Here is a 21,761-nt window from a genome sequence, read left to right on the forward strand (position 1 = left end):
CAGGCGGTCAGGGGGTCTCGAAAGCCGTGGTGGAGTGACGGATCTCGCCGGCGATCACGGTCGCGGCAGATCGTCCTGCCCCGGCCTCGACGAGCTCCACCACCGCATCGGCACCCGGCGGGACGTCGAAGAACGCGAGATCCGCGAGGGCTCCGACGGCGAGGTAGCCGGTGCGGTCGGGACCGACGTCGATCCCCATGGAGTGTGCGCCGCCGAGGGTCGCGGCGTTCAGGAGCCGTGCGTGCAGGTCGCGATCGGTGTACCCCTGGGACCGGGCGATGCGGGCGAGCTCGGCGACGTCGGCGAGCAGGTCGAGCGAAGGACTCGACGAGAGCGAGTCGGTGCCCACAGCGATCGGATTGCCCTCGCGCAGGTAGGCCGCGATCGGCGGTTCCTCCAGCCCGATCACCGCGTTCGAGCGGGGGCACAACGCGACGCTCGTGTGGCGCTCCCGCAGGATCGCACGGTCGCGGGCGCTCATGTAGACGCCATGCGCGATATGGCAGTCGGGGCCGAGCACGCCGAGCTGGTCTACGAACTCGGTCGCGCTGGTTCCGAAGCCGGCATCGCGCAGCTCCTGGAAGCTCGCGAGACCGGCCGTGTGCCAGGCATGGGCCTGGTCGTGCGCGAACTCGCTCTCGAACGCCGCCTCACCGAGGTGGATGTGGATCCGGCTGCCGCGCTCGCGGACGATGTCGGGGATCTCCAGCAAGGGTTCGATGTCGAGGGAGTACGGAGCGTGCGGCGACAGCCCGGTTCCCGGCGGCGTGGGCAGCGCATCCAGGGAGTCCTCGACCTGACGACGCCCGGTGCGCGCCCAGTCCGCATTGGTCCAGCTCATCACCTCCCAGTAGGTGATGCCGTGCAGACGGGCGTCGTGCAGCGCGGACGCGGCAGCCCTGTCTGTCACTACGTCGGCGGCGGCGGTCGTGCCGGTGCGGATCAGCTCCGCAGCGCCGTCCGCCGCCTCCGCGGCCCAGTTCCGCCCGGCCTCGTACACCGGGTCGAACGCCGTCACCCAGTCCTCGAAGCCCTGATAGCGGCCTCGTCCGACCTCGGCCATGCCGGTGTACTGCAGATGGGTGTGCGCGTTGACGAGCCCGGGGATCAGCACGCCGGGCCAGTGCACTTCGGTGGGCGTGGCGCCGCGGTCGGCGAGGGAGCGTTGCACCCAGGCGCGCTCGCCCACGTGCAGGATCCTGCCGTTCTGCACGGCGACGGCACCATCGGTGATCGGCGGGGCGGTGATGGGGAAGACCTGCCCCGCGGAGTACAGGGTCACGCCGTTCATGCCGTCGCCTCCCGGTACCGGGGCGAACGCCAGTCGTCCTGGGCGCGGACCTGCGCGTCGCTGCGGACGTCGAGCAACTCGCCGCGCACCGCCAGCGCGGCGCGCGCGACCAGCTCGTCGGCGTCCACGGGGAAGGGATGCACGCCTGCAGGCAGGGACGCGTCGAGCAGCTGTGCCACGGCGGAGAGCTGCACCGCGAAGGAGAGATCCATGATCTCGATCGGATTGCCCTCTGCGGCCGCGAGATTGACGCACCCGCCCCGCGCCAGCAGGAGCGCACCATCGCCCGCGCGTTGGAGATGGGGGAGCGCGGCGCCGTCGAGCTCGAACGGGAGCAGCCCGGCGACGTCGACATCGACCTCCCCTGGTACGCCTCCGGCGACCGCCACGATCCGCGCCGTGTGCAGGGTCTCGGCATCGATGGTGTGCGGGGCGCCGGTGGCAGAGACGACCAGAGCACCGGGCGCCACAGCGCGCAGTCGTCCGGTCCGGTAGCCGTCGTGCGCCGCACGGAGCGCCCGCACCGGATCGGTCTCCGTGACGCTGACCTGCGCGCCGAGGGCCCGCAGGTGCGCCGCGACGCCCTCACCGACGGGGCCGTATCCCACGACGACCGCCGGCTGGTCGCGCACACAGATGCCCGCCGCGTCGAGCACATCCGCGATCGCGAACACGCAGGACTGCCCTGTGCCGTACCGGTTGTCGAACGCGGTCTTCATCGGCGCGTCGTTCACGGCGACCACCGGGATCCGCAGCACGCCTTCCGCCGCCATCCGTCGGAGGGGAGTGAGGCCGCTCGTCGTCTCCTCCGCGGCGCCTCTGACACCGGCGAGGAGCTCCTCCTGATGGGCGAGCCGGATCAGGTGCGAGCCGTCGTCCAGCAGCAGGTCGTGGCCACGACGAAGGAAGGCGATCGCCGCCTCGCGCTCGGCCGCTCCTGACAGTGATGGGTTCCCGTCGACCGGGACCCCTCGTGCGCGCAACGCGGCGGCGACCTCGGGGTCGATCTCGTCGGGGTGCGCGTACACCGCAACGTCTGCGCCCGCGTCGCGCAGCTGCAACGCGAGCTGCGCAGTCTTCGGCTCGAGCACCATCGCGATGCCGATCCGGATGCCGTGGACCGTTTCCGCGGCGTGCAAGGCCTCGGCGAGCCCTCGGGAGACGGGCATATGCGATCCCGCGAAGTCGATGCGTTCATCGGCGGTCGCGCGCGGGGGCAGTGGAGCGCCGTCGAGCAGGATCTCCGTCGCGGTCCCCGGTGCGAACACGACCGCGCCGTCGCCGATCCGGGCGCCCAATCGCGAGAGGAGCGCGCGCAGCTCGTCGGCCACGTCGTCTTCCCCGATGACGCCGATGGTGCGGCCCGCCACCAGCAGATTGGTGTCACGGGCGAACCGGCGCACGAGTCGTTCGGCGATCAGGAGGGCGTCGGGCACCTGTTCAGCGTAGAGGTTCCGCCGGCCCGCTCGCCGCCGTGCGACATCGCTCCGTCACTCACCGCCGGTAGGCGGCGACAGGCGATAGGTGAGCTCGGCGAAGGGCCCTGCCTGGCGCACTCCGGTGAGCTCGAGGCGGGAATGGCCGAGGTCGCGTGGCAGCAGCGGCCTGCCCGAGCGGAGCGTGGCAGGGGCGAACGTCACGACGATGTCGTCGAGCAGACCTTCGTCGGCGAACTGTCCGGCGAGGTCGCCGCCCCCGACGATCCACACATCGCGGGCACCGGCGGCTGCGACGATCTCGTCCCAGTGCTCGCGGACCGGACCCCGAACGAACCGGATGTCCGCGCCCGGAACCCGGGGGAGCTCTCGCGACGTGAAGACGAAGGTGGGGCGGTCGCCGTAGAACTGCTGCCAGCGCTCGGGGTGGTCGAGCAGGCCCTCCTCCCGGAGGAGCCACTCGTAGGTCGAGGAACCCTCGACGAAAACGCCGACCTTTTCGGTGAACGCGGCGATGTCGGCGGTCGCCGCGTCCTGAGGGATCGAGAGCAACCAGGACAGCGAGTCGGCGTCGTCGGCGAGGAAGCCGTTGAGGGTCGAGGCGGTGTAGAAGATGGCGCGCGTCATGCGGGCGACGCTATCCGAGGCCTCCGACATCGGCGGCGGCCTCGCGGCGTCGCAGGTGCAACTGCCACTCGCGTGCAGTGAGGACCACGATGAACACGTCGAAGAGCGTGAGCGCGAGCATCCACCAGCTGAAATGGACGATCAGTTCGTAGCACTGCAGAACGATGAAGACCCCGAGCGCGGCGAGCATCCACGGATATGCCCAGAGCTGCTGTCTCAACAGCGCCCAGACCAGCACCACCTTGATGATGCCGTGCAGGAGCAGATACGCGGCCGCGAAGAGCGTCGTCCTCGGGCCCCAGGAGTCGCCGAGGTGGATCGCCCAGTGGAACACGGGAGAGTGCTCGTGGCCCACGAGCACGAAGGAGACGACATCCCCGAGGGCTTCGCGCAGCGCCGCGGGGGAGATGAACAGCAACGCGAGCCCGCCGATCAGCTCGGCCACGCCGTCCAGCCCCTTGAGCACGATGCTCACGGCGAACACCCGGTCCAGGGTGCGGTGGGAAGCGGTGGCCGTCATAGACCCGATGGTAGGTCCGGCGGCTTTTAGACTGCCCTGAGATGAGTGACATCGAGATGCGCGCCCTGCCGGCTGGTTCCGTCGCCCTGCACGACGCCCGGAGCAAGCGCCGCTGGCACGTGGACCTGGAGCCGTTCGAGATCGGCGTGTTCGCCGTGACCGAGGAGCACGTGTCCGAGCTGCTCGGGATCGCGGCGGAGCATCCGGACCGCCCTGCCGTCGACGTCTCCTGGCAACGGGCGATCCGCTTCTGCAACGCGGCCTCGGAATGGGAGGGACTGGATCCGGTATATCGGTTCGATGGCGCGGACGTGCGCTGGGACGTCGATGCGGACGGCTACCGGCTTCCGACCGAGGCGGAGTGGGAGTACGCGTGCCGCGCCGGGTCGACCGCGCCGCACTACGGACCCCTTCAGGATGTCGCGTGGACGGCGGCCGACGGCCTGCGTCACCCCCAGCGCGTGGGGGAGAGGATGCCCAATCTGAACGGGCTCTTCGACACGCTCGGCAACGTCTGGGAGTGGTGCTGGGATCTGCTGGATCCGGCACGCTACGGGGAGTATCGCGTGTTCCGCGGAGGCGGGTTCGCGGACGACGCGTGGAGCGTCCGTGCCTCGGTGCGGCGCGGGGGAGACCCGCGCACCGCTCAGGACGATCTCGGCTTCCGCGTCGCGCGCGGTGGATTCGACCGAGTGGACGCTGCTCAGGGCTGGTCTCTCGCCGCCGATGAGGAGCGGGCGCTGCTCGCCGGCCCGCTGCCGCCGGGCTGGACGCCCCGACGCTGACGCGGGGATGGGCGCTACTTTCCGCGCGCCTCAGCGAGCACATCTCGAATCGCCGACGCGACCAGGTCCGGCTGCTCCACCTGGATCCCGTGCCCGCTGTGCGTCGCGCTGAGGTGCGTGGCGTGCGACGCCCGCGCGAGTTCGTCCTGTGCCGCGAGCCATGCCGGCCACGTCGATGCACCGGGCGTCACACCGAGATCCCACGGCTGGTCCGAGGAGAGCACGGTCGTCGGCAGGTCCGGTGCAGGCCGGGCGGCGGCGAACTCCTGCAGCGACGGCTCGTAGGCGGGTCTCTCCGCGGTACTGTCGGTGCCTGCCGCGGCGATGGCAGCCATCCACGCCTGCCACTGATCGGCGCTGAGCGTCTGCGCGAGCCACGTCGATGCCGAATCGACGAGGACCAGACCGACGACCTGTCGCGGGTAGGTGCGCGCGTACAGCTGGGCGATCATGCCGCCCCAGGACGCGCCCACCAGCAGCACAGGTCCACGCTCACCCGCCGCATCGAGAAGGTCGCGAAGATCCCGCACCCCGTGCAGGGCGGTCGTGGGTTGCGGGACCGGGGTCGTCGGCGAGAGATCACCGTCCTCCCGGGTGGTGCCTGGCCGGTCGTAGGCGCAGACGCGCGCATCCGAGGCGAGTGCCGGCAGCACCGCGGTCGCGGAGGCACGGGTTGCAGGGGGTGATGATGGCGGCGGCAGCGTCGTCCATTCATCGGCCGCGCCGCCCGTACCGGACATCAGCACGACCGTGGGCGATCCGGATCCGCGGCACGTGAGGTACATGTCGCGCGACGAGCTCAGTGACACCATGCCCGCACGATCCTTCATCGTCGACACGAGTGGCGCGTGCGTGTTCCCAGGCGGGAGCCGTGTCTGCGGAGCGCACCCGCTCACGACGGCAGCCAGCAGCACGCCGGCGATGAGCGCGGTCGTGGCTCTGCTCCGCATCGCGTGCCTCCTGGGCGTGGATGATCCTGGCGGCAGGTTAGTCCCTCGTCCGACGGCGGGGAAGTCAGGGCAGCGAGCGCACCAGGACGAGCGAGCCCTCGAATGCAGCTTGATTGCGGAGCGCACCGTATCGGCGGTCCCACTCGCCGGAGTCGATCGCTTTCCGCAGTCGAACGACGTAGTCCCTCGCGCGCTCGGGATCCACGAAGCTCCAGGCCGAGCAGGCCGCCCGCGCTCCCGCATCGAGCAGCGCCTCCGGCCTGCCGTAGTAGGCCTCGTTGAAGCCGTCGGTGCAATCGAGGGAGATCGGCACCGGGTCGACCGTAACCGTTCCGCCAAGGGCGGAGGCGAGCCGGGCGACCGCCGGATAGCGCCGGCGCTCGGTCTCGATCACGTCCGGCGCGTACTCGGCGAGCCAGAATCGATCCAGGAGATCCGGGTCGCACGTCAGGATCGCGACGGGCCCGCGTGTGACACGGCGGACCTCCGCGAGTCCGGCGGAGAGGTCGCTCCACTGGTGCACGGAGAACGTCGTCATCGCGGCGTCGAACGTCGCGTCGGGGAACGGCAGCGACTCCGCCACGGCATCGATCGCGGGGACCAGATGCGGCGGGCGCTGCGCGCGCATGCTCGCGGACGGTTCGACGGCCGTCACCTCCAGATCGACCGGCTCGTAGCTCCCTGCGCCCGCGCCGATGTTGAGCACCGTGCGGGCATCGCCGAGCGCAGCACGCACGATGGTCGCGATCCTCGGATCCGGCCGGCGGAAGTCGCTGTAGGTCGAGCCGATGACGCCGTAGTCGGCGTCGCCGGCGCTGCCGTCCTGAGTCCGCGACAGATCCGTCATGCCTTCGATCCTGACACGGACGCGCGCGCCGACACCCGCACGCGTCGCGATGGGATGATGAGGTCATGCTCGAGGAATCGCGCGCAGCGACGCTCACGACAGAGCGCCTATACCTGAGGCCTCAACAGGTGCAGGACGCAGATGTCTTCCGGCGGCTGTGGACCGAACGCGACGAGCGGGTTCCTCCACACCGTCGGCTCGATGCGGCGGGACATCCAACGCTGGCGGAGATCGCCGACGATATCCGCCAGAAGAGCGCTCGTGCACAGCCGGGACTGCTCACGGTCGTGCTCCGCGAAAGCGACGCGGTGATCGGCTACTGCGGGTTGGTGTTCGACGACGACGGCGAACGGCCCGAGTTGGCCTTCGAACTGCTGAGTGCCGTGCACAATCGCGGATACGCCACCGAGGCCGGGCGCGCCGTCATCGAGTGGGCGAGGAGGGCGGGCTTCCCTCGACTGTGGGCGAGCGTGTGGGACTGGAATCAGGCTTCACGGCGCGCGCTGGAGAAGCTCGGCTTCGTGGACACCGGGACCGTCGTCAAGGAGAGCGCCTACGGTCGCTCTCTGCTCACCGTGCGAGAACCGACGGACTGAGCATGGCGACGATCGACGACGTGAGGGCCCTCGGATCCACGCTCGAGCGCTCCTATGAGGTCTACGTCCGAGGCCGTCTGAAGTTCCGCGTGGGGCAGATCGTGTACGTCGCCTTCTCGTCGGACGAGCGCATCATGGAGTTCGGGTTCCCCAAGGAGTTTCGCGAAGGACTCGTCGGCGGCCAGCCCGACAAGTTCCAGCTGCCGTCGCCGTCCGACATGCGCTTCCACTGGGTGCGCTCCGACCTCGCGGCCCTGGATCCGGGGGAGGCGCGGGAGTTCGTCGTGGATGCGTGGCGCATGGTCGTCCCGCAGAAGCTATCCCGCGCCTACGACCTGGCGCATCCGGACGGGCCGGCCTGATTCACGTCTCTGGGCCTTCACTCAGGTGACAAGGGGATATGCTCGACCTTAGGTTGTTGAAGTTGTGGTTTCTGCCCGAGTCCTGCTCCGGACCAGCTTCTGGGCTCGGTCATCGGCCGAGCGGGTATTCAGTTCAGTGACTCTGGTTGCGTCAGCCATCGTGATGCACTCCTCACCGGTTGGTTTTCTGATCTCTCCTGCTGTTCCCGTAACTCTCCCGCGGCCCGTGTCGGCCTCGGGGATCATGTGGACCCCTCCCCGCACGTCGGATCGACGACCAGACCGAGCGCCTGCCGGCGCGACCCCATACTTCCCGACGGCATCGTCGCGGATTCGCGGACCGTTCAACGGGTCCCAGACAAGAAGGAATGACGACATGGCCACTGGCATCGTCAAATGGTTCAACACCGAAAAGGGCTTCGGATTCATCGCGCCCGACGACGGCTCCGCCGACGTCTTCGCGCACTTCAGCGCGATCACGGGTGACGGCTACCGCAACCTCGAGGAGAACCAGAAGGTCTCGTTCGACTCCGAGCGTGGCCCCAAGGGCATGCAGGCTGCGAACATCCAGGTCATCTGAGTTCTCACGAAAAGCGGGCGTCACGGCATGCACATGCCGGGACGCCCGCTTTTCGTTGCGCGGAGCGTCGTCCTATGCGGGAGCCCCGCGCCGGGGGCGAACGGTTCGGCGGACCTATCATGGGGACGGTGACTCAGGAATCTGCGGCCGCACGGCAGGACCTCCCGGACGCCGCGCTGGTCGCCCGGCTTCTCCGGGAACAGGCTCCGCATCTCGCCGGACAGGACCTCCGCCCCAGCGCGGCGTCGGGGAGCAGCAACTGGGTGTTCCGCCTGGGCGACGGGCAGGCTGTTCGTCTGCCTCGGTCTGAGGGCTACGCCGAGGACCTTCTCAAGGAGGTGCGTTGGCTCCCGAGACTCGGGCCTGCCCTTCCCACACCGGTTCCTCGCGTCGAGTTCGTCGGTGACGCGTCAGAAGCGTTCCCGAGACCATGGACCGTCGTCTCCTGGTTGCCAGGAGATCCGCCTGCCGACCTCGACAGCACGCAGCAGGCCGAACTGGCGACGACGCTCGGCCAGTTCCTGCAGAGCCTTCATGACATGGACGCCTCAGGAGTTCCGGAAGGCGCGGAGCACTGGGGATACCGCGCGGGTGAACCCGTCACGGACACGATCGACGAGTGGGCCGACTACGCGGCGACGCAACTCTCCGACGTGTTCGACCCGGAAGCGGTCCGTCGAGCCTGGCGACTTCTGCGCGATGTCCCGCCCGCGACGACGTCGCCCTGCTGGATCCACACCGACCTGTCGGCCGAGAACATGCTCGTCGACTCTGACGGGAGCTTGAGCGGGGTGATCGACTGGGGCGGTCTAGGAGTGGGCGATCCCGCCGTCGACCTGCTCTACGCGTGGAGCATGTTCGATGCTCCGGCGCGCGACGTGCTTCGCGCAGCTGCCGCAGCCGACGACGCCAGTTGGGTCAGAGCCCGCGCCTGGGCGTTCGTTGGTCCAGGACTGCTCACGATCGAGAACTACCGCCAGACGATGCCAGGGCGAACCGCCAAGCTCATCGCGATGGTCACGACCATCGCCGCGGAGGTCGGCATCCGGATTCGTTGAGTCGGTCACGGCGTGGCGACGATCTGAGTCTCGTCCTGGTAGAGGATGCGGCCAGGTCGGAACGATTCGCGTCGCTCATACGGCACGTCGTAACTGTCCAGGATGTCGAGATAGAGACGGACCTTTTCGAGAACCAGCCCGGCTTCGGCGCGAAACCAGCACGCGGCACGCGGATTCCGCGCGTACAGAGACGGGTCGATCGTGGACGGGTCGACGCAATGCGCGTCGTACCATTCGTTGGCCGCGTGCCATCGCCGCATGTCTGCGGGGGAGAGCAGCCCCCCGCGCCCCAGCTCGCCCGCCAGGAAGAAGACTCCGGGGTTGATTCCGGCGTCAGAGGTCGTGGGGGACTGGTACCGGATGAAACGCGCAGATTCGGCCGCGCTCCTACTCGTCATGACTGACATCATCGCGGAACATCGACGCAACCTCGTAGGAAGCCGAGGAAGTTTCGGCACAAGAAGCCGAGGCACGGGTTATCCGCCGCGAACAGTACTCGAAGGGGATCCCGTGGTGCTGCGGATGCCGAGTCCGTATCCTTCAGGCATGAGCGAGCCCTCGATTCCCCGGCCCACCCGGGGCTATGCCGTCGCCGTGTGGGCCGCGGCGGTCCTGATCGGCGCCACCCTAGGGGTCGCCGCCGGACTGGTGACGCAGAACGCGTGGATCGGCATCGGGGTCGGCGCGGCTGTCATCGCCCTGGTGGGCCTCTCATCCGTGCTTGCGGTGCGGCGAGGGGGCCATGGCACCGTCGAGGGCGCGCCGCCCTGGACGGGGGATGCAGCGGCGCGTCACCACAACGGTGCGTCGTGATCACGCGAGCTCTGAGCGTGCCCGGTTGAGCCGCGATCGGGAACGGCGGTGGAACCACAACATCCACTTTCACCGCCTCGTCACGGACGCGATTCCCGCAGGCGCAACGTCGGCGATCGACGTCGGCACCGGTGATGGCGCGCTGGCGGGGGAGCTGCGGGCGGTGATGTCGGACGTCACCGGCATCGACCTCGACCAGGGCGTGCTCGCACGCGCACAAGCCGAGCACCCCGGCGTCGCCTGGGTTCACGGCGACGTGATGACCCATGACTTCGGTCGGACCTTCGATGTGGTCGCTTCGATCGCCACGCTCCATCACTTCGATGACATGCGTGCGGCGCTGCGAAGGCTGGGCGCCCTCACCTCACCGGGCGGAGTTCTCGTCGTCGTGGGACTCGCTCGATCCACGAGCCTGGGAGACCATGCGCACGATGCGCTCGGCATCGCTCAGCATCAGTGGTGCTCGCGGACGCGGACCTACTGGGAGCACTCGGCGCCCACGGTATGGCCGCCGCCGCATTCGTATTCGGAGGTTCGCGAGTCCGCGGCCCAGGAGCTGCCCGAGGTCCGGTGGAAGCGCTTCGCCCTGTGGCGATACGCCCTCACCTGGCAGAGGCCGGAGTAGCCCGAGCAGCGCCAGGCAAGATATACAACCAACAGGTTGGATAATGTGGCACGATCGCACCATGACCGACAACCCCGTGCCCACCGTCTCCCCGAACGCGATGCTGCTGGAGCTCGTGCTCGTCCCTGTCAGCGACATCGACCGCGCGAAGGCCTTCTACGCCGAGCAGCTCGGATTCATCGTCGACGTCGACGTCGAACCGTCCGAAGGGGTCCGCATCGTGCAGCTCACGCCGCCCGGCTCCTATTGCTCGATCACGCTCAGCGCCGGCCTGCCCGGGACCCAGATGCCGTCTGGCTCGCTCCGCGGACTGCATCTCGTCGTCTCCGACATCGCCGCCGCGCGCGCGAAGCTGGCCGAACGCGGCGTCGATATCGGGCCGGTGGAGGATGTCGGCGGTGTCTTCTACGCCGGCTTCGCCGACCCCGATGGCAACACCTGGACGTTGCAGCACATGCCCTGGCGACGCTGATCGGGCTTTCTGACCGGCCGGTTGCGAGAGTGGAGAGCGCCGTACTGAGCCATGGGAGTGGAGCCCCGGATCTCGTGCCCGCATTGCTCTTGATGGAGATACCCCGCCGGGGAGTCATACCCTGGCGTGGTGGCAGAACGACAGAAGATCCTCGCATCCGTCGACACGGACTTTCCCCGGTGGTACCAGGACGTGCTCGAAAAGGCCGAGCTCGCCGACAACGGACCCGTGCGCGGCACGATGGTCATCCGACCGTATGCCTACGCGGTGTGGGAGCGCATGCAGTCCGAGGTCGATGCCCGGATCAAGGCGACCGGTGCCGAGAACGTGTACCTGCCGCTGTTCATCCCGCAGTCGTATCTCGAACGCGAGGCGGAGCACGTGGAGGGTTTCAGTCCCGAACTCGCCGTGGTCACGCATGCCGGCGGCAAGGAGCTCACCGAGCCCGTCGTCGTCCGTCCGACGTCCGAGACGCTGTTCGGGGAGCTGATGGCGAAGTGGATCCAGTCGCACCGCGATCTGCCGATGCTGCTGAACCAGTGGGCGAATGTCGTGCGCTGGGAGATGCGTCCGCGACTCTTCCTGCGCACCAGCGAGTTCCTGTGGCAGGAAGGCCACACCGCTCACGCCACGCGTGAGGATGCCGCCGAGTACGCCACGCGCATTCACCTCGAGGTCTACAAGGACTTCCTGGAGAACGTGCTCGCGATCCCCGTGCTGCCCGGGTTCAAGACACCGTCCGAGCGCTTCGCGGGCGCCACCAACACGATGACGTGCGAAGCGATGATGGGCGACGGCAAGGCGTTGCAGATGGCCACGAGCCACGAACTCGGCCAGAACTTCGCCACCGCCTTCGACATCACCTACACCGACGCCCAGGGCAAGGTGCAGACCACCTGGACCACCTCCTGGGGCTCGTCGACGCGCATGATGGGTGGCCTGATCATGTCGCACGGTGATGACTTCGGACTGCGCATTCCTCCGCGCATCGCGCCGCATCAGGTGGTCGTCATCGCCGTGAAGGACGACGACCGCACCGTTGACGCGGCGAAGCAGATCGTCGCGGACCTCTCCACCGCGGGAGTGCGCACGAAGCTCGATGTGCGGATCGCCCCTGGCTTCGGTCGACGCGCCACCGAATGGGAGCTCAAGGGCGTGCCGGTTCGCCTCGAGGTCGGTCCGCGCGATCTGGACGCCGCACAGGTCACCTATGCGCGCCGCGACACGGACGGCAAGTCGCCGCTGCCGCTGGCGGACCTCGTGACCACGATCCCGGTGCTCCTGGACCGGATGCAGGAGGACATGCTCGCGAGCGCTCGCACGCGCCTCGCTGAGCGCACGACGCACGTGTCGACGATCGACGAGGCGCGTGAAGCCGCCAAGACCGGGTTCGCGGTGATCGACTGGGTCGTCCTCGGCGAGGCCGGCGAGAAGGAGCTCAACAGGGACGCCATCACCGTGCGCTGCCTGCAGACGCGTGACGGACGGATGCCCGACCCGCTGAATCCCGAGCAGGATCTCGTTGCGATCGTCGGGCGCGCGTACTGACGTCCGCTCCTCAGCGCACTCGGACGAGACGGTACTGGCCATCCGGGGTACGGCCACCGAAGTGGAACCCCAACCGCTCCGCCAGACGCAGAGACGGGTGGTTGTCTTCATGGATCACTGCAGCGATCCAGTTCACCCCCAACTCGGCGAAGGCGACGTCGATGAGGGCCGTCGCAGCTTCCGCCGCATAGCCCTGTCCGGTGCAGGACGGTAGCAGGAGCCAGCCGATCTCGGCACCGAAGGTGAGTGGATCCGTACCGCGCAGATGCAGCGAGACATCGCCGATCACCACGTCACCTCGAGTGACGGCGAGTGCGAGGAAGTCGCCGTCGTAGCAGAGCCGGGTGCGCCGGGTCCGATGCTGCAGATGCCGCGCCGACGCACGGCGACTCCGGACCGGCCATGGCAGGAACTCACGGATCGTGGGCGACGACTGGATCCGAAACCAATCTGCGGTGTCGGCCGTTCTGTACGGGCGCAACAACAGGCGGGGCGTCACCAACGTGCGGGCGACGAGAGGGGCGCGTGCCTTTGGCCCGCGAAGGAAATCCGGGCGGCGCAGCGGGATCGCGTCTCGCACCGCCCGCATCCAGGACCCTTCGCCGCCCGGATGCTGCAGCACGCGGTGCTCGTGCGTCGGGTCGCGATGAACGATGCCTGCCATGGATCCGAACCTAGGCACGCCCGCCATGCGCGACTGAGGCGGTGACTCTGCGCCCTCTGTGAAACACTTCAGGCCCCGATAAACGCACGCCGTGCACTACGCGGTCGGCTCCGAGAAGAGCTCCGGGACAGGGTCAATACACGGTCTGCTGTACTATGACGGCATGCTCACCGCCACGCGACCACACACGGCTGCACTGTCTCGCCTGGGCCACGCCCTTTCGGACTCGACTCGGGCGGCCGTTCTCCTGGCACTACGGAACGGGCCGGCCTACCCGTCCGAGCTCGCCGACGATCTGGGCGTGTCGCGGCAGGTGATGTCGAACCAGCTGGCATGTCTGCGCGGCTGTGGGCTGGTGGAGGCCGTCGCAGAAGGCAGGCGTTCGTCGTACCGGCTCGCCGACCCGCACCTCGCGCCTGCCCTCACAGAGCTCCTCCAGGTCGTCTTGTCAGTCGAACCGAACTGCTGCACGGGGGAGGGGTGCAGCTGCTCATGACGATCGCCTCCGTCGCCGGCGATCGCCGCCAGGTCCTGCAGCGACGGATCCGCTGGATCGTCGCGGCGACCATCGGATACAACGTCATCGAGGCCATCGTCGCCATCGGTGCGGGCGTGGCGGCGTCATCCAGCGCGCTGATCGCATTCGGCTTGGATTCGACCGTGGAAGTGATGTCCGCAGCGGCCGTCGCCTGGCAGTTCACCCGTCGTGACCCGGAACGATGGGAGAAGGGAACGCTGCGCGTCATCGCCGTCGCGTTCTTCGCCCTCGCGGTCTACGTGACGGTCACGTCGCTCATGACGCTCATCGGGCGCGTGGAAGCGGAGCACACAACCCTCGGAATGGTCATCACGGCGCTGAGCGTCATCGTCATGCCGTTCCTCTCGCTGGCCGAGCGCCGCGCGGGCCGTGAACTCGGCTCCGCGACGGCGGTCGCAGACTCGAAACAGACACTGATCTGCACCTATCTGTCGGCCGCCGTGCTGGTCGGTCTGGTGCTCAATTCGCTGTTCGGGTGGTGGTGGGCCGACGCGGTCGCTGGCCTGGTGATCGCCGGATTCGCGATCCGAGAGGGCATCGAAGCCTGGCGAGGCGATTCCTGCGCGACGTCGGTCGGCATGATCCTCGAGGACGACGGGGGCCATTCCTGACCTCGACGCCCCCTCTGGCGGCCGACGCCCCCTCGCAGAGACGCGTCTCAGAGGGGGTGCGGATACTCGGAGGGGGCGTCGACGCAGGGGAGCGCGGCCGGACAGGTCGGATCAGCGGGACTCGCTCAGGAATCGCTGGGTTCCCTGAGCGATCTCCGCTGACAGGGTGTGGTGCAGGTAGTGCTCGCCGGGCAGCGGCACGACCTCGCCGCGGTCGACACTCGCCGCCTGCTCCTCGTGCAAGGTCATCCAACCTTTCACATCCGTGTTGTCGTCCTGCACGAACAGGAGCACAGGGAGATCTCGGCTGAATGCCAGCCGCTGCGCGTCGTGAAAGTTCTGCGAGAAGTGCTCCGTCTCGTCGACATACGTGGCGCTGAGGCTGTTCTGCATCGACAGGATCTTCATCTGCTTCTTCGCGTCCTCACTGAACGGCGTACCGGCATAGGGATCGCCCCCGAGATCGGTCAGCACGCGCATCAACCCGAGCGACTTCATGGCCTGCATTGCACCGATCGGCAGTTCGTCGTCCATTCCTGGCTGCGTGGGCACGCTGCTGTCGATGCCGACGAACGCGGAAACCTCATCGGGGTAGGTGTTGGCGTACTCGAGGCCGTAGATGCCCGCAATGGAGTGGCCCATCAACGCGTAGCGGCGGATGCCAAGCTGGCCGAGAGCATCGTGTACCTCGGAGACGATGTTCGCGGAGGTGCGTGGCCGGTCGGTCTGATCACTGAGGCCGTAGCCGAACGGCTCCACGACAACTGTGCGGTAGTTCGCGCCGAGCTTCTCGGTGAGGGGACCGAAGTCGAGTGCCGGCGACGCCGTGCCGAAGCCGGGCAGCAACACGATGGTCTGCTCGCCCTGTCCGCTGACGACGACATTCATCTTCTTGCCGTCGACGTCGACCTTCTGCCCATACGGCTCGATCTCCTCGGCCTCCGCCGACGTGGCGACCGCGTTGGTGATGGAGGTGGCGGCGAGCGTGACACCGACGATGGCTACGAGGCCCGCGATCGAGAACGCGATGACTTTCAGGAACGTCCTTCCGCGGCGCAGCTTCCGCTTCGGCGGGGTGTCGTGGGGATCGTTCGGAGCGATGGGATGACCGGATCCGGCGGTGCGGGTATTCATATGTTCAACGTATGGTGGGCGTCCTCACGGCGGATCGGGCGCGGGTACCGGCGCCGGTCACAAAAGATGGTCCCGCAGAACCATCTTTCCGAACGGGTCTCATCAGGGTGTGACTGGATGGCGGGTGTTCACCAGCGGTTGCACCCGCTTCTATGAGGAGTGGGTGATGACGCGGGTGAGCTCCGGCGCGTGGTCTGTTCGGAGGACTCTTGTCCGCCCGTCGGTGAGGGTCACGCACACGGCTGGGCCGGGGGACCACAGAAGGAACTGGGCCGAGCCTGCCAGTCGCCACCCGAGCCCGCCGGCGTCGCCGATGGTGGCCGTCGTGGTCTCGACCTGACGTACTTCGGTGAGGGGGATGTGCATGACGCGGAATGGCACGAGGTGCGCGGTGATGTGGGTGTCCGAGACGGTGAGCGTGATGCGTCGTATGAAGAAGAGCACTCCGGCCGCCAGGATCAGGAGGAAGGCGACCGGAAGGAGCCATACGATCCAGGGATTCGGGGCATCGGGCTTGGCGACGATGGCGGGGACCGCGATCGCGGTAATCGCAGCAAGGAACGCTAGGACAGCTGCGCCGAGGTAGACCATCCAGCGTGGCCCGACGCTGGTCTCATGGAACATGATGTCCGGACTCCCTGATCTGATATCTCGCGACTCTCGTTGCTTTGAAGGGGGAGAGTCTATCTGCGCGCGTCGCACAACCGGGTCGATCAACGCCCGGATCCTTTCTGTCTTGCGAGTAGTTCGCTCGGAGTGCTGTTGTCGGTGGACCGTCGGTCGTCGCGGGCAAGAGTTCCGGGCGTTTGCGGATCGAGCAAGACGCGCAGTTGTTGGCGAGCGCGTTGGTAGCGCCCGCGGGCGGTGGACGCGGGGATGCCGAGCAGGGTGCTGCATTCGACCAGGGAGAGTTGTTCCCAGTGCACCAGCCGGATGATCTCCGTAAGATCGGACGGAAGACGCTCGATGGCGTCGCGCACGTCCACTCCCTGATCTGCGGGCGGGAGGGCTTCCTGGTGGAGACGATCGCGCAGACGGTCCGCGAGGGCCCACTGCCGCCGCTTCCCGCGGGCGTAGTTGCGCAGCACACCGCGCGCGACGCCGAACAGCCACATCCGGGCGGACTCGGCTTCGACGGGTAGGTCAGCGACTCGCCGCCAAGCGGTGACCATGGTCTCGCCCAGCAGGTCCGCCGCGTCGTCCCTCTCGACGCGGCGGAGGAAGTAAGCCAAAAGGTCCGATCCGGACGCATTCAGTGCTGCTGTGAGCCTGTCGGGTTCGTTCATGATGCTGGCTGGCACTGCATTTGCAGATTGGTCGACCAGTCCGTGGATGCACCGACCGCGACGGCGTGCGCGTTGAGCACATCCTGCAGCCCCGTGTCTACCGCGACCGCGTAGAGGTCGTCGGCGGTGGGGCCGGCCGTCGTCTTCGGCACCACGTCGAGCCCGCCGCTGCTCTTCAGCACCACCATGAGCGCGTCGGGGCCATTCGGATCGGGAATCACTGTTCCCTTTGCCTCAGCAGCTTTGGGCAGCCCGTCCGCAGGATTCAATGCTGCAAGCTGGGCCGGCACATCCACGAGCTTGGTGAAATCGGCCGACGTCGCCCAGGCCTTCAGTGCCGCCCCAGCTGCAGACGCCGTCTGAATTCGGTCGCCTGCCGTTGTGGTCTCGTTGATCAGAATGTGCTCCTCGCATTGCCGGCCGCTGGGCAACGTGAACGAATAGGCGATGTCGGGTTTGGCGGCCCACCCAGTCCAGGTGAACAAACCGCTGGCCATCGCCGCGCTCGCACCGCCGGTGAACAGCACCGCCAGACCCGCCCCGGCCGCCCAGCGCATTGCGCGCGTACGCCGCCTTGCCGTTGCCTCGGCCCGTGCTTCCCGGGACATGACCGCGATCGTCTCGGCGAACCAAGCAGAATCGATGGATGGGGTGACAGGTGCGGAACGGTCGAGCTTTTCGGTGAGTGGTTCGTCAGGCATCGCTCTCTCCAATGGATCGCTTCTACTACGTACCTGTCCGGTTGATGCCCGATCGTCCATTGCAACCTCGATTCAGCTCAAAAGCGATGTGCCGACGACACGGATCTTCACGCCCAGCATGTTCGATATCGAGATGGTTGGGGGGAGAGGCAGCCATGCTCTATGCAGACCTCGCGCAGTCCGAACCTCGCCACGTGCCGCCTGGATTCGGGCGTGACTGACTGAGAAGCGTCTGGAGTCGGGAGTAGGTTGCATTGGTGAAGAAGTCCATCCGATCCGGGCTTGCCGTGGCCGCCACGGCGATCCTGCTGTCGGGGTGCGCCGGCGGGGATGTCGCTGGCGATGCGCGCAGGGAAGCGGAGAAGAGCGTCTCGATAGGGGTCGATCATCTGGCGAAGGGTCTCGCCGATTCGATCTCTTCAGACAGCATCGGAGCGCAGCTGACTGCGGATGCGATATCGAGGATGGGCGTGCCAATGCTGTCCGATCCTGACCTTCCTCCCTCGGCTTCACCGGCGCCATACACACCCGGTGTCGGTACCGCGGTCGTACTCGGCACCTCAGGCACAGGGCAAGCGACCCGGTTCACGTTTTGGATCTACCAAGACGTCTCGACATCAGTGTCGTTCGTCAGCCTGTCGGTACAGGTATACGGATGCGGTGAAATGGTGATCGAGCGTTCGCGCGCGGTCCGGCTTCATGATGTCCCATGCCCTTCCTGGGCGGCACCGTGGGGGAGCGGGGAAGCGAAGCGACTTTCCCTTGAAGCAGTTCTCACCGACTATCGCGGCGGCACGGCCTGGTGACTGCGAGAACAGGTCATCCTCTGATGGGTAACCCCGTGTCCTAGTAGTCCGCAAAGTGACGATCGCGCCGCACAGATCGTCCGCGATAGCAGCTAGCGTTAGCGGGCTCCCTCTCGGGTGACAGGAGTTCGTCGGAGCTGGTCGGCAGTGGCCTGCACGGTGCTCGCGGTTGTGAGCTCGCGGGGCGTCGTGCCCAGCGCGTCGGCCAGACGTGCGACGTCGTTCAGGGTGAAGCCTTCATGGAGGCATGCGCGGAAGTCCATCGCATTCATTCCGACGTCGAACAGAACTCTCGATACGGACTTGCCGTTGCGGTTACGGAAACGCTCTAGGGCGCGAGGGTGAAGCGCTACGCGGACTTCTCTGTTCATGCTGTTCGGCTGCGCGTGGACGTGGGTCATGACAAGACGACGATGATGATGGCGGCGATGGAGGCGGCGATCACGACGACGAGCCCCACCCACCCGAGCATGATTCCGAGGTCCGCCCGCTCCCGACCGCGTTCCCGATGCACCTCGATCTGCCTCCGCGCTGCGTGCCCAGCGATGAGCGCGACGACTGAGCCGAGCAGGGGGACCAGGCATACGATGCCGAGGAACCCGCTGATCAGCGAAATGGTGGCCAAGGAGTTCATTCGGGCAGATGCGAAAAGCGGATCCGTGAGGGGCACTGATCTCGCGGTCCGAGGACGGATCTCCATCGTCACACCGCCATCGCGCGCGCAGGCAGCGGGGAGGACGGGGCAAGCGGGTTCATGGGCTCACATTGCTCGGGGGGAGGGGCGGCAGAGGACGCCCTTCGCCGCGACGTGACGCGCCGCAGGGGTCTGTGCCGCGCATCGAGGTGTCACTAACAGAGATGCCATCGCGCGGGATTCATTACGCGACCGCGTCTCGGCACTTGCCCGTCACCCGTGGGCAGAACGGTCGAGCAGGTCCACACGCTCTTCGGCATCCCGATGAAAGCCGACGGTGAGGGCGGAGTCGACTTCTAGCGCATTGGGGGCGTATTCGACAGCGGCGTACTCCCGCGCGTGGAGGCCCGCACGGGTCTTGCGGGACCCATATCGGTTGCGTGTCGGGGTTAGCCTCCGACGAACCCGGTGGCCCCGGCCTGATGGCCTTCGGCCTCGCACGCAGCGGCCAGTGCCAGCGACGCCTTGCCCCAGGCGACACTCGTGGGATCCTGCGTCGACGCGGAAGTGCTCATCGGGGGATGGACTTGCTTCAGCGCCGCCAATGCCGTGGCAACCGGCCCGTCACCGACGGATGGTGCTCGTCCAATGACGCGAAAGGCAAGGTCGTACCAGCCGGTCCGCTCCTGAGGGCCGATCGCATTGTGGTAGAAGGAATAGTCGGTGTTGTGCAGAATCGTCAGCATGTCCGAGTAGGTGTCGCAGGTCACCTTGTCGGTCGCCGCGGCAGGCGCCGTCCGATCGGGGGAGGGGGTCATGTCTTTGGAGGACGACTTCACAGAGGGCGTCGCGTCCGATTGGGCGGTTCCTGCCGAGCAACCCGAGATCCCCAGGAGCACAAGAACGGCTCCCGCAGTGGCCAGAATGTGTGAAGGGATCCTTGTTCGCTCCGCTGTCATGTGCTCACTTTAAGCGCCCATTGCTGGGTTCAAGCAAGTGGTCTTCTCACGGGAAGTTCACGCGCGTTTACCGGATGAGGAATCCAACGCTCGGATGGCACCTGGCTAGCCAGTTTAGTCAGTGGGTTGCGAGCTTCTCGGACCGTACTGTGTGAGTAGCGATGCAGCATCGGTTGCCGTCCCGCGGGTCGGGAAGAACTCGAGTTGATTGGCGTATGGCGGCGTCGGCTCGTTCAGATCGATATGAAGCACACCGCTCTTGAGTTGGAGACCGACACCCACGCTTTTCGTTGCGGGCCCGATCATCTTGATACGAGACCAGGGGATGAGCCCGAAATCAGTCAGACCGCCTCGTAGCAGCGCTCGCACATGAATCCCTTCGGAGTCCGCCGTGATCGCCACCTCTAGGCCACGTCCACGGGGACCGGGCACCTCCTGCGTGAGGAACGGCGGCGATTCGATCCGGCTCGAATAACCGATGACTGTCGCGCCGGAGATCCCAGCCTCAGCGACCCCTCGCCATCCTGCGGCGCGACGACGCGACGCGACTATGAGGGCGAGGCCGACGATCAGGACGACAGTTCCTGCGGCCGCGATGAGGAGAGCCATCCAGTCAAGATGCACGCCCTCCTTCTCTACATAGTTGACCCTCAGGAGGAACCCAAGCATTAGCGCAATGAACGCGAGAGCATGGACGGCGACAAGACTGCGTGCGTTGCGTCGACGTGTCTTCTCGGCAGGGTCCGAAATGCCGGTTTGGGTGCCAGCGGGTTTCGTCATTGCCATTCCATTCAAGCGATCCAATGTTTGCGCAGCAGCATCTGCCGGGCTGCCTTGTCTCCGGAAAGGTCAATGAGCTGCAGCAACTGCGCGCTCTCCGCATCGGTCGCGCTGGTGAACCATGACCAGGACGGAGCAACAAGCGCACGACGGTCTGCGAGACCGGCACGGTAGCAAGCGAGCGCGTAAAGCCATTCCGGGCTCATGAGTCACCTCGTTTGAGCCATTCACGATCGAACGTCGAGCTCATTCGGGAGTCGGCCGGTCTATTCCAGTCTGGGGAGGCAGTGACCTCTGAGGAGGAAATAGCCGATGGATCCGCCACGACCCAGCCGAATCGCTCCTGGAAATCGTCGAAGCACTTGCGGCAGACCCAGGTGTACTCGTCGTCGGCCGTGAGCTATGCCTCGGTGAAGTGAGCCTGGCCGCTCGAGCCGTCTGAGATCTCCGTCCAGCAGAAGTCGCAGTGGTCGTGATCCCAGCCCGGGCGATATGGGGTCCAACAGGCAAAACGAAGAGCTCGGCGAGCAAGGTAAGACTCCTGCCCGGTCAACCGCCAGCCCTCAGCCACGGGCTCAGACTACGCGGAAGGCGCCTGATCTGGCCCCTGGACGGGGCTGGCATCGCCCGGGCAGATAGTGGTCGCGTCGGCCGGTGAGTGAGAGCGCTCACGTGGCCTGGATCTCGGTCAGGTACTCCAAAGGTTCCGCGCAAACTGTTTGCGCCCGCCATAACCCCGCAAGTCGTGCCCGGAAACACCAGTTCAGCGAGAATCCCGGAAACGCCTGCGGAGAGCATCACAGCCATCGACCGCCACTCGGCCCCCTCCAAGCCGACCTGCTTCCGGACCACACAAGGGGAGTCGCACCGAGTGTCGTATTCGCACCTACCGGGATAGGCCACCCCTGAACTGACATAATGTCGATTATCAGCGATACCGTCCGGGTTGCGCAGGCTCCAGCGAACTATGCAGATCACGCTGTGCTGCCCGCTGTGGGCGCTTCCAGAGAACCGTGTCGCAGTGCACGCCTACGAAGATGATGCGCCGACAACAAGACGCCAGATGAAGTTCAGCTGTTCGAGTTCTCGCCCCAGAGACGCCTGGATGACGACCTGGCAGAACCACGCCCGCTAGCTC

28 protein-coding genes are annotated in these 21,761 nt (G+C 67.0%); 12 read left to right on the forward strand and 16 right to left on the reverse strand.

Translation table 11 applies throughout. From position 1 onward, the window contains the following. Positions 1 to 7 precede the first annotated feature (7 nt). Genes RS86_RS15195 through RS86_RS15210 form a run of 4 tightly spaced genes read right to left on the reverse strand, consistent with a single transcriptional unit; the run spans position 8 to position 3,874 of the window. Positions 8 to 1,291 (reverse strand): amidohydrolase family protein, encoded by a 1,284-nt coding sequence (locus tag RS86_RS15195; RefSeq protein WP_045273105.1) that lies wholly within the window; start codon positions 1,289 to 1,291, stop codon positions 8 to 10. Next, the gene (locus RS86_RS15200) at positions 1,288 to 2,727 is read right to left on the reverse strand and encodes an adenosylhomocysteinase (RefSeq protein ID WP_045273106.1); all 1,440 of its coding nucleotides are present in this window, start codon (positions 2,725 to 2,727) and stop codon (positions 1,288 to 1,290) included. The genes RS86_RS15195 and RS86_RS15200 overlap by 4 nt, the downstream gene beginning before the upstream one ends. A 54-nt stretch (positions 2,728 to 2,781) precedes the next feature. Then, positions 2,782 to 3,354 carry a dihydrofolate reductase family protein gene (locus RS86_RS15205; protein WP_045273107.1) on the reverse strand — a complete coding sequence of 191 codons (573 nt, stop codon included), beginning with the start codon at positions 3,352 to 3,354 and terminating at the stop codon, positions 2,782 to 2,784. A gap of 10 nt (positions 3,355 to 3,364) precedes the next feature. Beyond that, on the reverse strand, positions 3,365 to 3,874 hold the full coding sequence (locus RS86_RS15210) for a DUF2127 domain-containing protein (protein WP_045273108.1): 510 nt from the start codon (positions 3,872 to 3,874) through the stop codon (positions 3,365 to 3,367). Positions 3,875 to 3,915: 41 nt separating this feature from the next. On the opposite strand from RS86_RS15210, the gene RS86_RS15215 reads away from it, so the two are divergent. Further along, on the forward strand, positions 3,916 to 4,659 hold the full coding sequence (locus RS86_RS15215) for a formylglycine-generating enzyme family protein (protein ID WP_045273109.1): 744 nt from the start codon (positions 3,916 to 3,918) through the stop codon (positions 4,657 to 4,659). Between the two features lie 14 nt (positions 4,660 to 4,673). On the opposite strand, the gene RS86_RS15220 is transcribed toward RS86_RS15215, so the two are convergent. Then, positions 4,674 to 5,609, reverse strand: a complete 936-nt coding sequence (locus RS86_RS15220) for an alpha/beta fold hydrolase (protein ID WP_052680305.1) — start codon at positions 5,607 to 5,609, stop codon at positions 4,674 to 4,676. Between the two features lie 64 nt (positions 5,610 to 5,673). Continuing rightward, entirely contained in the window at positions 5,674 to 6,456 is a 783-nt protein-coding gene (locus RS86_RS15225) for a class I SAM-dependent methyltransferase (protein ID WP_152642194.1), read from the reverse strand. Between the two features lie 65 nt (positions 6,457 to 6,521). Here RS86_RS15225 and RS86_RS15230 point away from each other — a divergent pair, with 65 nt between their 5' ends. From RS86_RS15230 to RS86_RS15245, 4 genes are all read left to right on the forward strand, one after another. Further along, a complete protein-coding gene (locus RS86_RS15230) occupies positions 6,522 to 7,052 on the forward strand; it encodes a GNAT family N-acetyltransferase (RefSeq protein ID WP_045273110.1) in 531 nt (176 codons plus the stop codon). A gap of 2 nt (positions 7,053 to 7,054) precedes the next feature. Further along, the gene (locus tag RS86_RS15235; protein ID WP_045273111.1) at positions 7,055 to 7,414 is read left to right on the forward strand and encodes an MmcQ/YjbR family DNA-binding protein; all 360 of its coding nucleotides are present in this window, start codon (positions 7,055 to 7,057) and stop codon (positions 7,412 to 7,414) included. 376 nt (positions 7,415 to 7,790) lie between these two features. Then, positions 7,791 to 7,994 (forward strand): cold-shock protein, encoded by a 204-nt coding sequence (locus RS86_RS15240; RefSeq protein ID WP_045273112.1) that lies wholly within the window; start codon positions 7,791 to 7,793, stop codon positions 7,992 to 7,994. A 128-nt stretch (positions 7,995 to 8,122) separates the two neighbouring features. Further along, entirely contained in the window at positions 8,123 to 9,052 is a 930-nt protein-coding gene (locus RS86_RS15245; RefSeq protein ID WP_235281793.1) for an aminoglycoside phosphotransferase family protein, read from the forward strand. A gap of 5 nt (positions 9,053 to 9,057) precedes the next feature. Here RS86_RS15245 and RS86_RS15250 read toward each other — a convergent pair whose 3' ends face one another. After that, positions 9,058 to 9,462, reverse strand: coding sequence for a hypothetical protein (locus RS86_RS15250; protein ID WP_082076817.1), 405 nt, complete (start codon positions 9,460 to 9,462; stop codon positions 9,058 to 9,060). A gap of 136 nt (positions 9,463 to 9,598) precedes the next feature. Here RS86_RS15250 and RS86_RS15255 point away from each other — a divergent pair, with 136 nt between their 5' ends. The 4 genes from RS86_RS15255 to proS all read left to right on the forward strand — a co-directional run bounded on the left by RS86_RS15255 (position 9,599) and on the right by proS (position 12,510). Next, on the forward strand, positions 9,599 to 9,865 hold the full coding sequence (locus RS86_RS15255) for a hypothetical protein (RefSeq protein WP_045273113.1): 267 nt from the start codon (positions 9,599 to 9,601) through the stop codon (positions 9,863 to 9,865). A 25-nt stretch (positions 9,866 to 9,890) separates the two neighbouring features. Next, the gene (locus RS86_RS15260; RefSeq protein WP_045273114.1) at positions 9,891 to 10,490 is read left to right on the forward strand and encodes a class I SAM-dependent methyltransferase; all 600 of its coding nucleotides are present in this window, start codon (positions 9,891 to 9,893) and stop codon (positions 10,488 to 10,490) included. Between the two features lie 61 nt (positions 10,491 to 10,551). Further along, the gene (locus RS86_RS15265; RefSeq protein WP_045273307.1) at positions 10,552 to 10,962 is read left to right on the forward strand and encodes a VOC family protein; all 411 of its coding nucleotides are present in this window, start codon (positions 10,552 to 10,554) and stop codon (positions 10,960 to 10,962) included. Between the two features lie 129 nt (positions 10,963 to 11,091). After that, on the forward strand, positions 11,092 to 12,510 hold the full coding sequence (gene proS / locus RS86_RS15270; protein WP_235281794.1) for a proline--tRNA ligase: 1,419 nt from the start codon (positions 11,092 to 11,094) through the stop codon (positions 12,508 to 12,510). Between the two features lie 10 nt (positions 12,511 to 12,520). Here proS and RS86_RS15275 read toward each other — a convergent pair whose 3' ends face one another. Next, a complete protein-coding gene (locus RS86_RS15275) occupies positions 12,521 to 13,174 on the reverse strand; it encodes a GNAT family N-acetyltransferase (protein WP_052680306.1) in 654 nt (217 codons plus the stop codon). A 163-nt stretch (positions 13,175 to 13,337) separates the two neighbouring features. On the opposite strand from RS86_RS15275, the gene RS86_RS15280 reads away from it, so the two are divergent. Together RS86_RS15280 and RS86_RS15285 are read left to right on the forward strand one after the other, a co-directional pair. Next, complete coding sequence (locus tag RS86_RS15280) at positions 13,338 to 13,670, forward strand: ArsR/SmtB family transcription factor (RefSeq protein ID WP_045273310.1); 333 nt, start codon at positions 13,338 to 13,340, stop codon at positions 13,668 to 13,670. Further along, complete coding sequence (locus tag RS86_RS15285) at positions 13,667 to 14,323, forward strand: cation diffusion facilitator family transporter (protein WP_045273311.1); 657 nt, start codon at positions 13,667 to 13,669, stop codon at positions 14,321 to 14,323. The genes RS86_RS15280 and RS86_RS15285 overlap by 4 nt, the downstream gene beginning before the upstream one ends. Positions 14,324 to 14,434: 111 nt before the next feature. Here the strand turns inward: RS86_RS15285 and RS86_RS15290 are convergent, their stop codons facing one another. From RS86_RS15290 to RS86_RS15305, 4 genes are all read right to left on the reverse strand, one after another. Next, positions 14,435 to 15,457: an alpha/beta hydrolase gene (locus tag RS86_RS15290; protein ID WP_045273115.1), complete on the reverse strand. Its 1,023-nt coding sequence runs from the start codon at positions 15,455 to 15,457 to the stop codon at positions 14,435 to 14,437. A 150-nt stretch (positions 15,458 to 15,607) separates the two neighbouring features. Beyond that, on the reverse strand, positions 15,608 to 16,081 hold the full coding sequence (locus tag RS86_RS15295; RefSeq protein ID WP_045273116.1) for a hypothetical protein: 474 nt from the start codon (positions 16,079 to 16,081) through the stop codon (positions 15,608 to 15,610). 89 nt (positions 16,082 to 16,170) lie between these two features. Continuing rightward, positions 16,171 to 16,743: an RNA polymerase sigma factor gene (locus tag RS86_RS15300; protein ID WP_045273117.1), complete on the reverse strand. Its 573-nt coding sequence runs from the start codon at positions 16,741 to 16,743 to the stop codon at positions 16,171 to 16,173. Beyond that, on the reverse strand, positions 16,740 to 17,444 hold the full coding sequence (locus RS86_RS15305) for a hypothetical protein (RefSeq protein WP_152642196.1): 705 nt from the start codon (positions 17,442 to 17,444) through the stop codon (positions 16,740 to 16,742). Before RS86_RS15305 ends, RS86_RS15300 begins: the two co-directional genes overlap by 4 nt. Positions 17,445 to 17,701: 257 nt before the next feature. Here RS86_RS15305 and RS86_RS20455 point away from each other — a divergent pair, with 257 nt between their 5' ends. After that, a complete protein-coding gene (locus RS86_RS20455; protein ID WP_152642197.1) occupies positions 17,702 to 18,250 on the forward strand; it encodes a hypothetical protein in 549 nt (182 codons plus the stop codon). 397 nt (positions 18,251 to 18,647) lie between these two features. Here the strand turns inward: RS86_RS20455 and RS86_RS15310 are convergent, their stop codons facing one another. The 4 genes from RS86_RS15310 to RS86_RS20465 form a co-directional block, all read right to left on the reverse strand. After that, positions 18,648 to 18,875, reverse strand: coding sequence for a DUF4190 domain-containing protein (locus RS86_RS15310; protein ID WP_160299698.1), 228 nt, complete (start codon positions 18,873 to 18,875; stop codon positions 18,648 to 18,650). Positions 18,876 to 19,333: 458 nt separating this feature from the next. Beyond that, a complete protein-coding gene (locus RS86_RS15315) occupies positions 19,334 to 19,702 on the reverse strand; it encodes a hypothetical protein (RefSeq protein WP_160299699.1) in 369 nt (122 codons plus the stop codon). A gap of 255 nt (positions 19,703 to 19,957) precedes the next feature. After that, complete coding sequence (locus RS86_RS20460) at positions 19,958 to 20,623, reverse strand: hypothetical protein (RefSeq protein ID WP_152642200.1); 666 nt, start codon at positions 20,621 to 20,623, stop codon at positions 19,958 to 19,960. A gap of 11 nt (positions 20,624 to 20,634) precedes the next feature. Beyond that, the gene (locus tag RS86_RS20465) at positions 20,635 to 20,829 is read right to left on the reverse strand and encodes a hypothetical protein (RefSeq protein WP_152642201.1); all 195 of its coding nucleotides are present in this window, start codon (positions 20,827 to 20,829) and stop codon (positions 20,635 to 20,637) included. Between the last annotated feature and the right edge of the window lie 932 nt (positions 20,830 to 21,761).

This window comes from Microbacterium azadirachtae (genome assembly GCF_000956505.1).
In the GTDB taxonomy this organism is placed as follows: domain Bacteria; phylum Actinomycetota; class Actinomycetes; order Actinomycetales; family Microbacteriaceae; genus Microbacterium; species Microbacterium azadirachtae_A.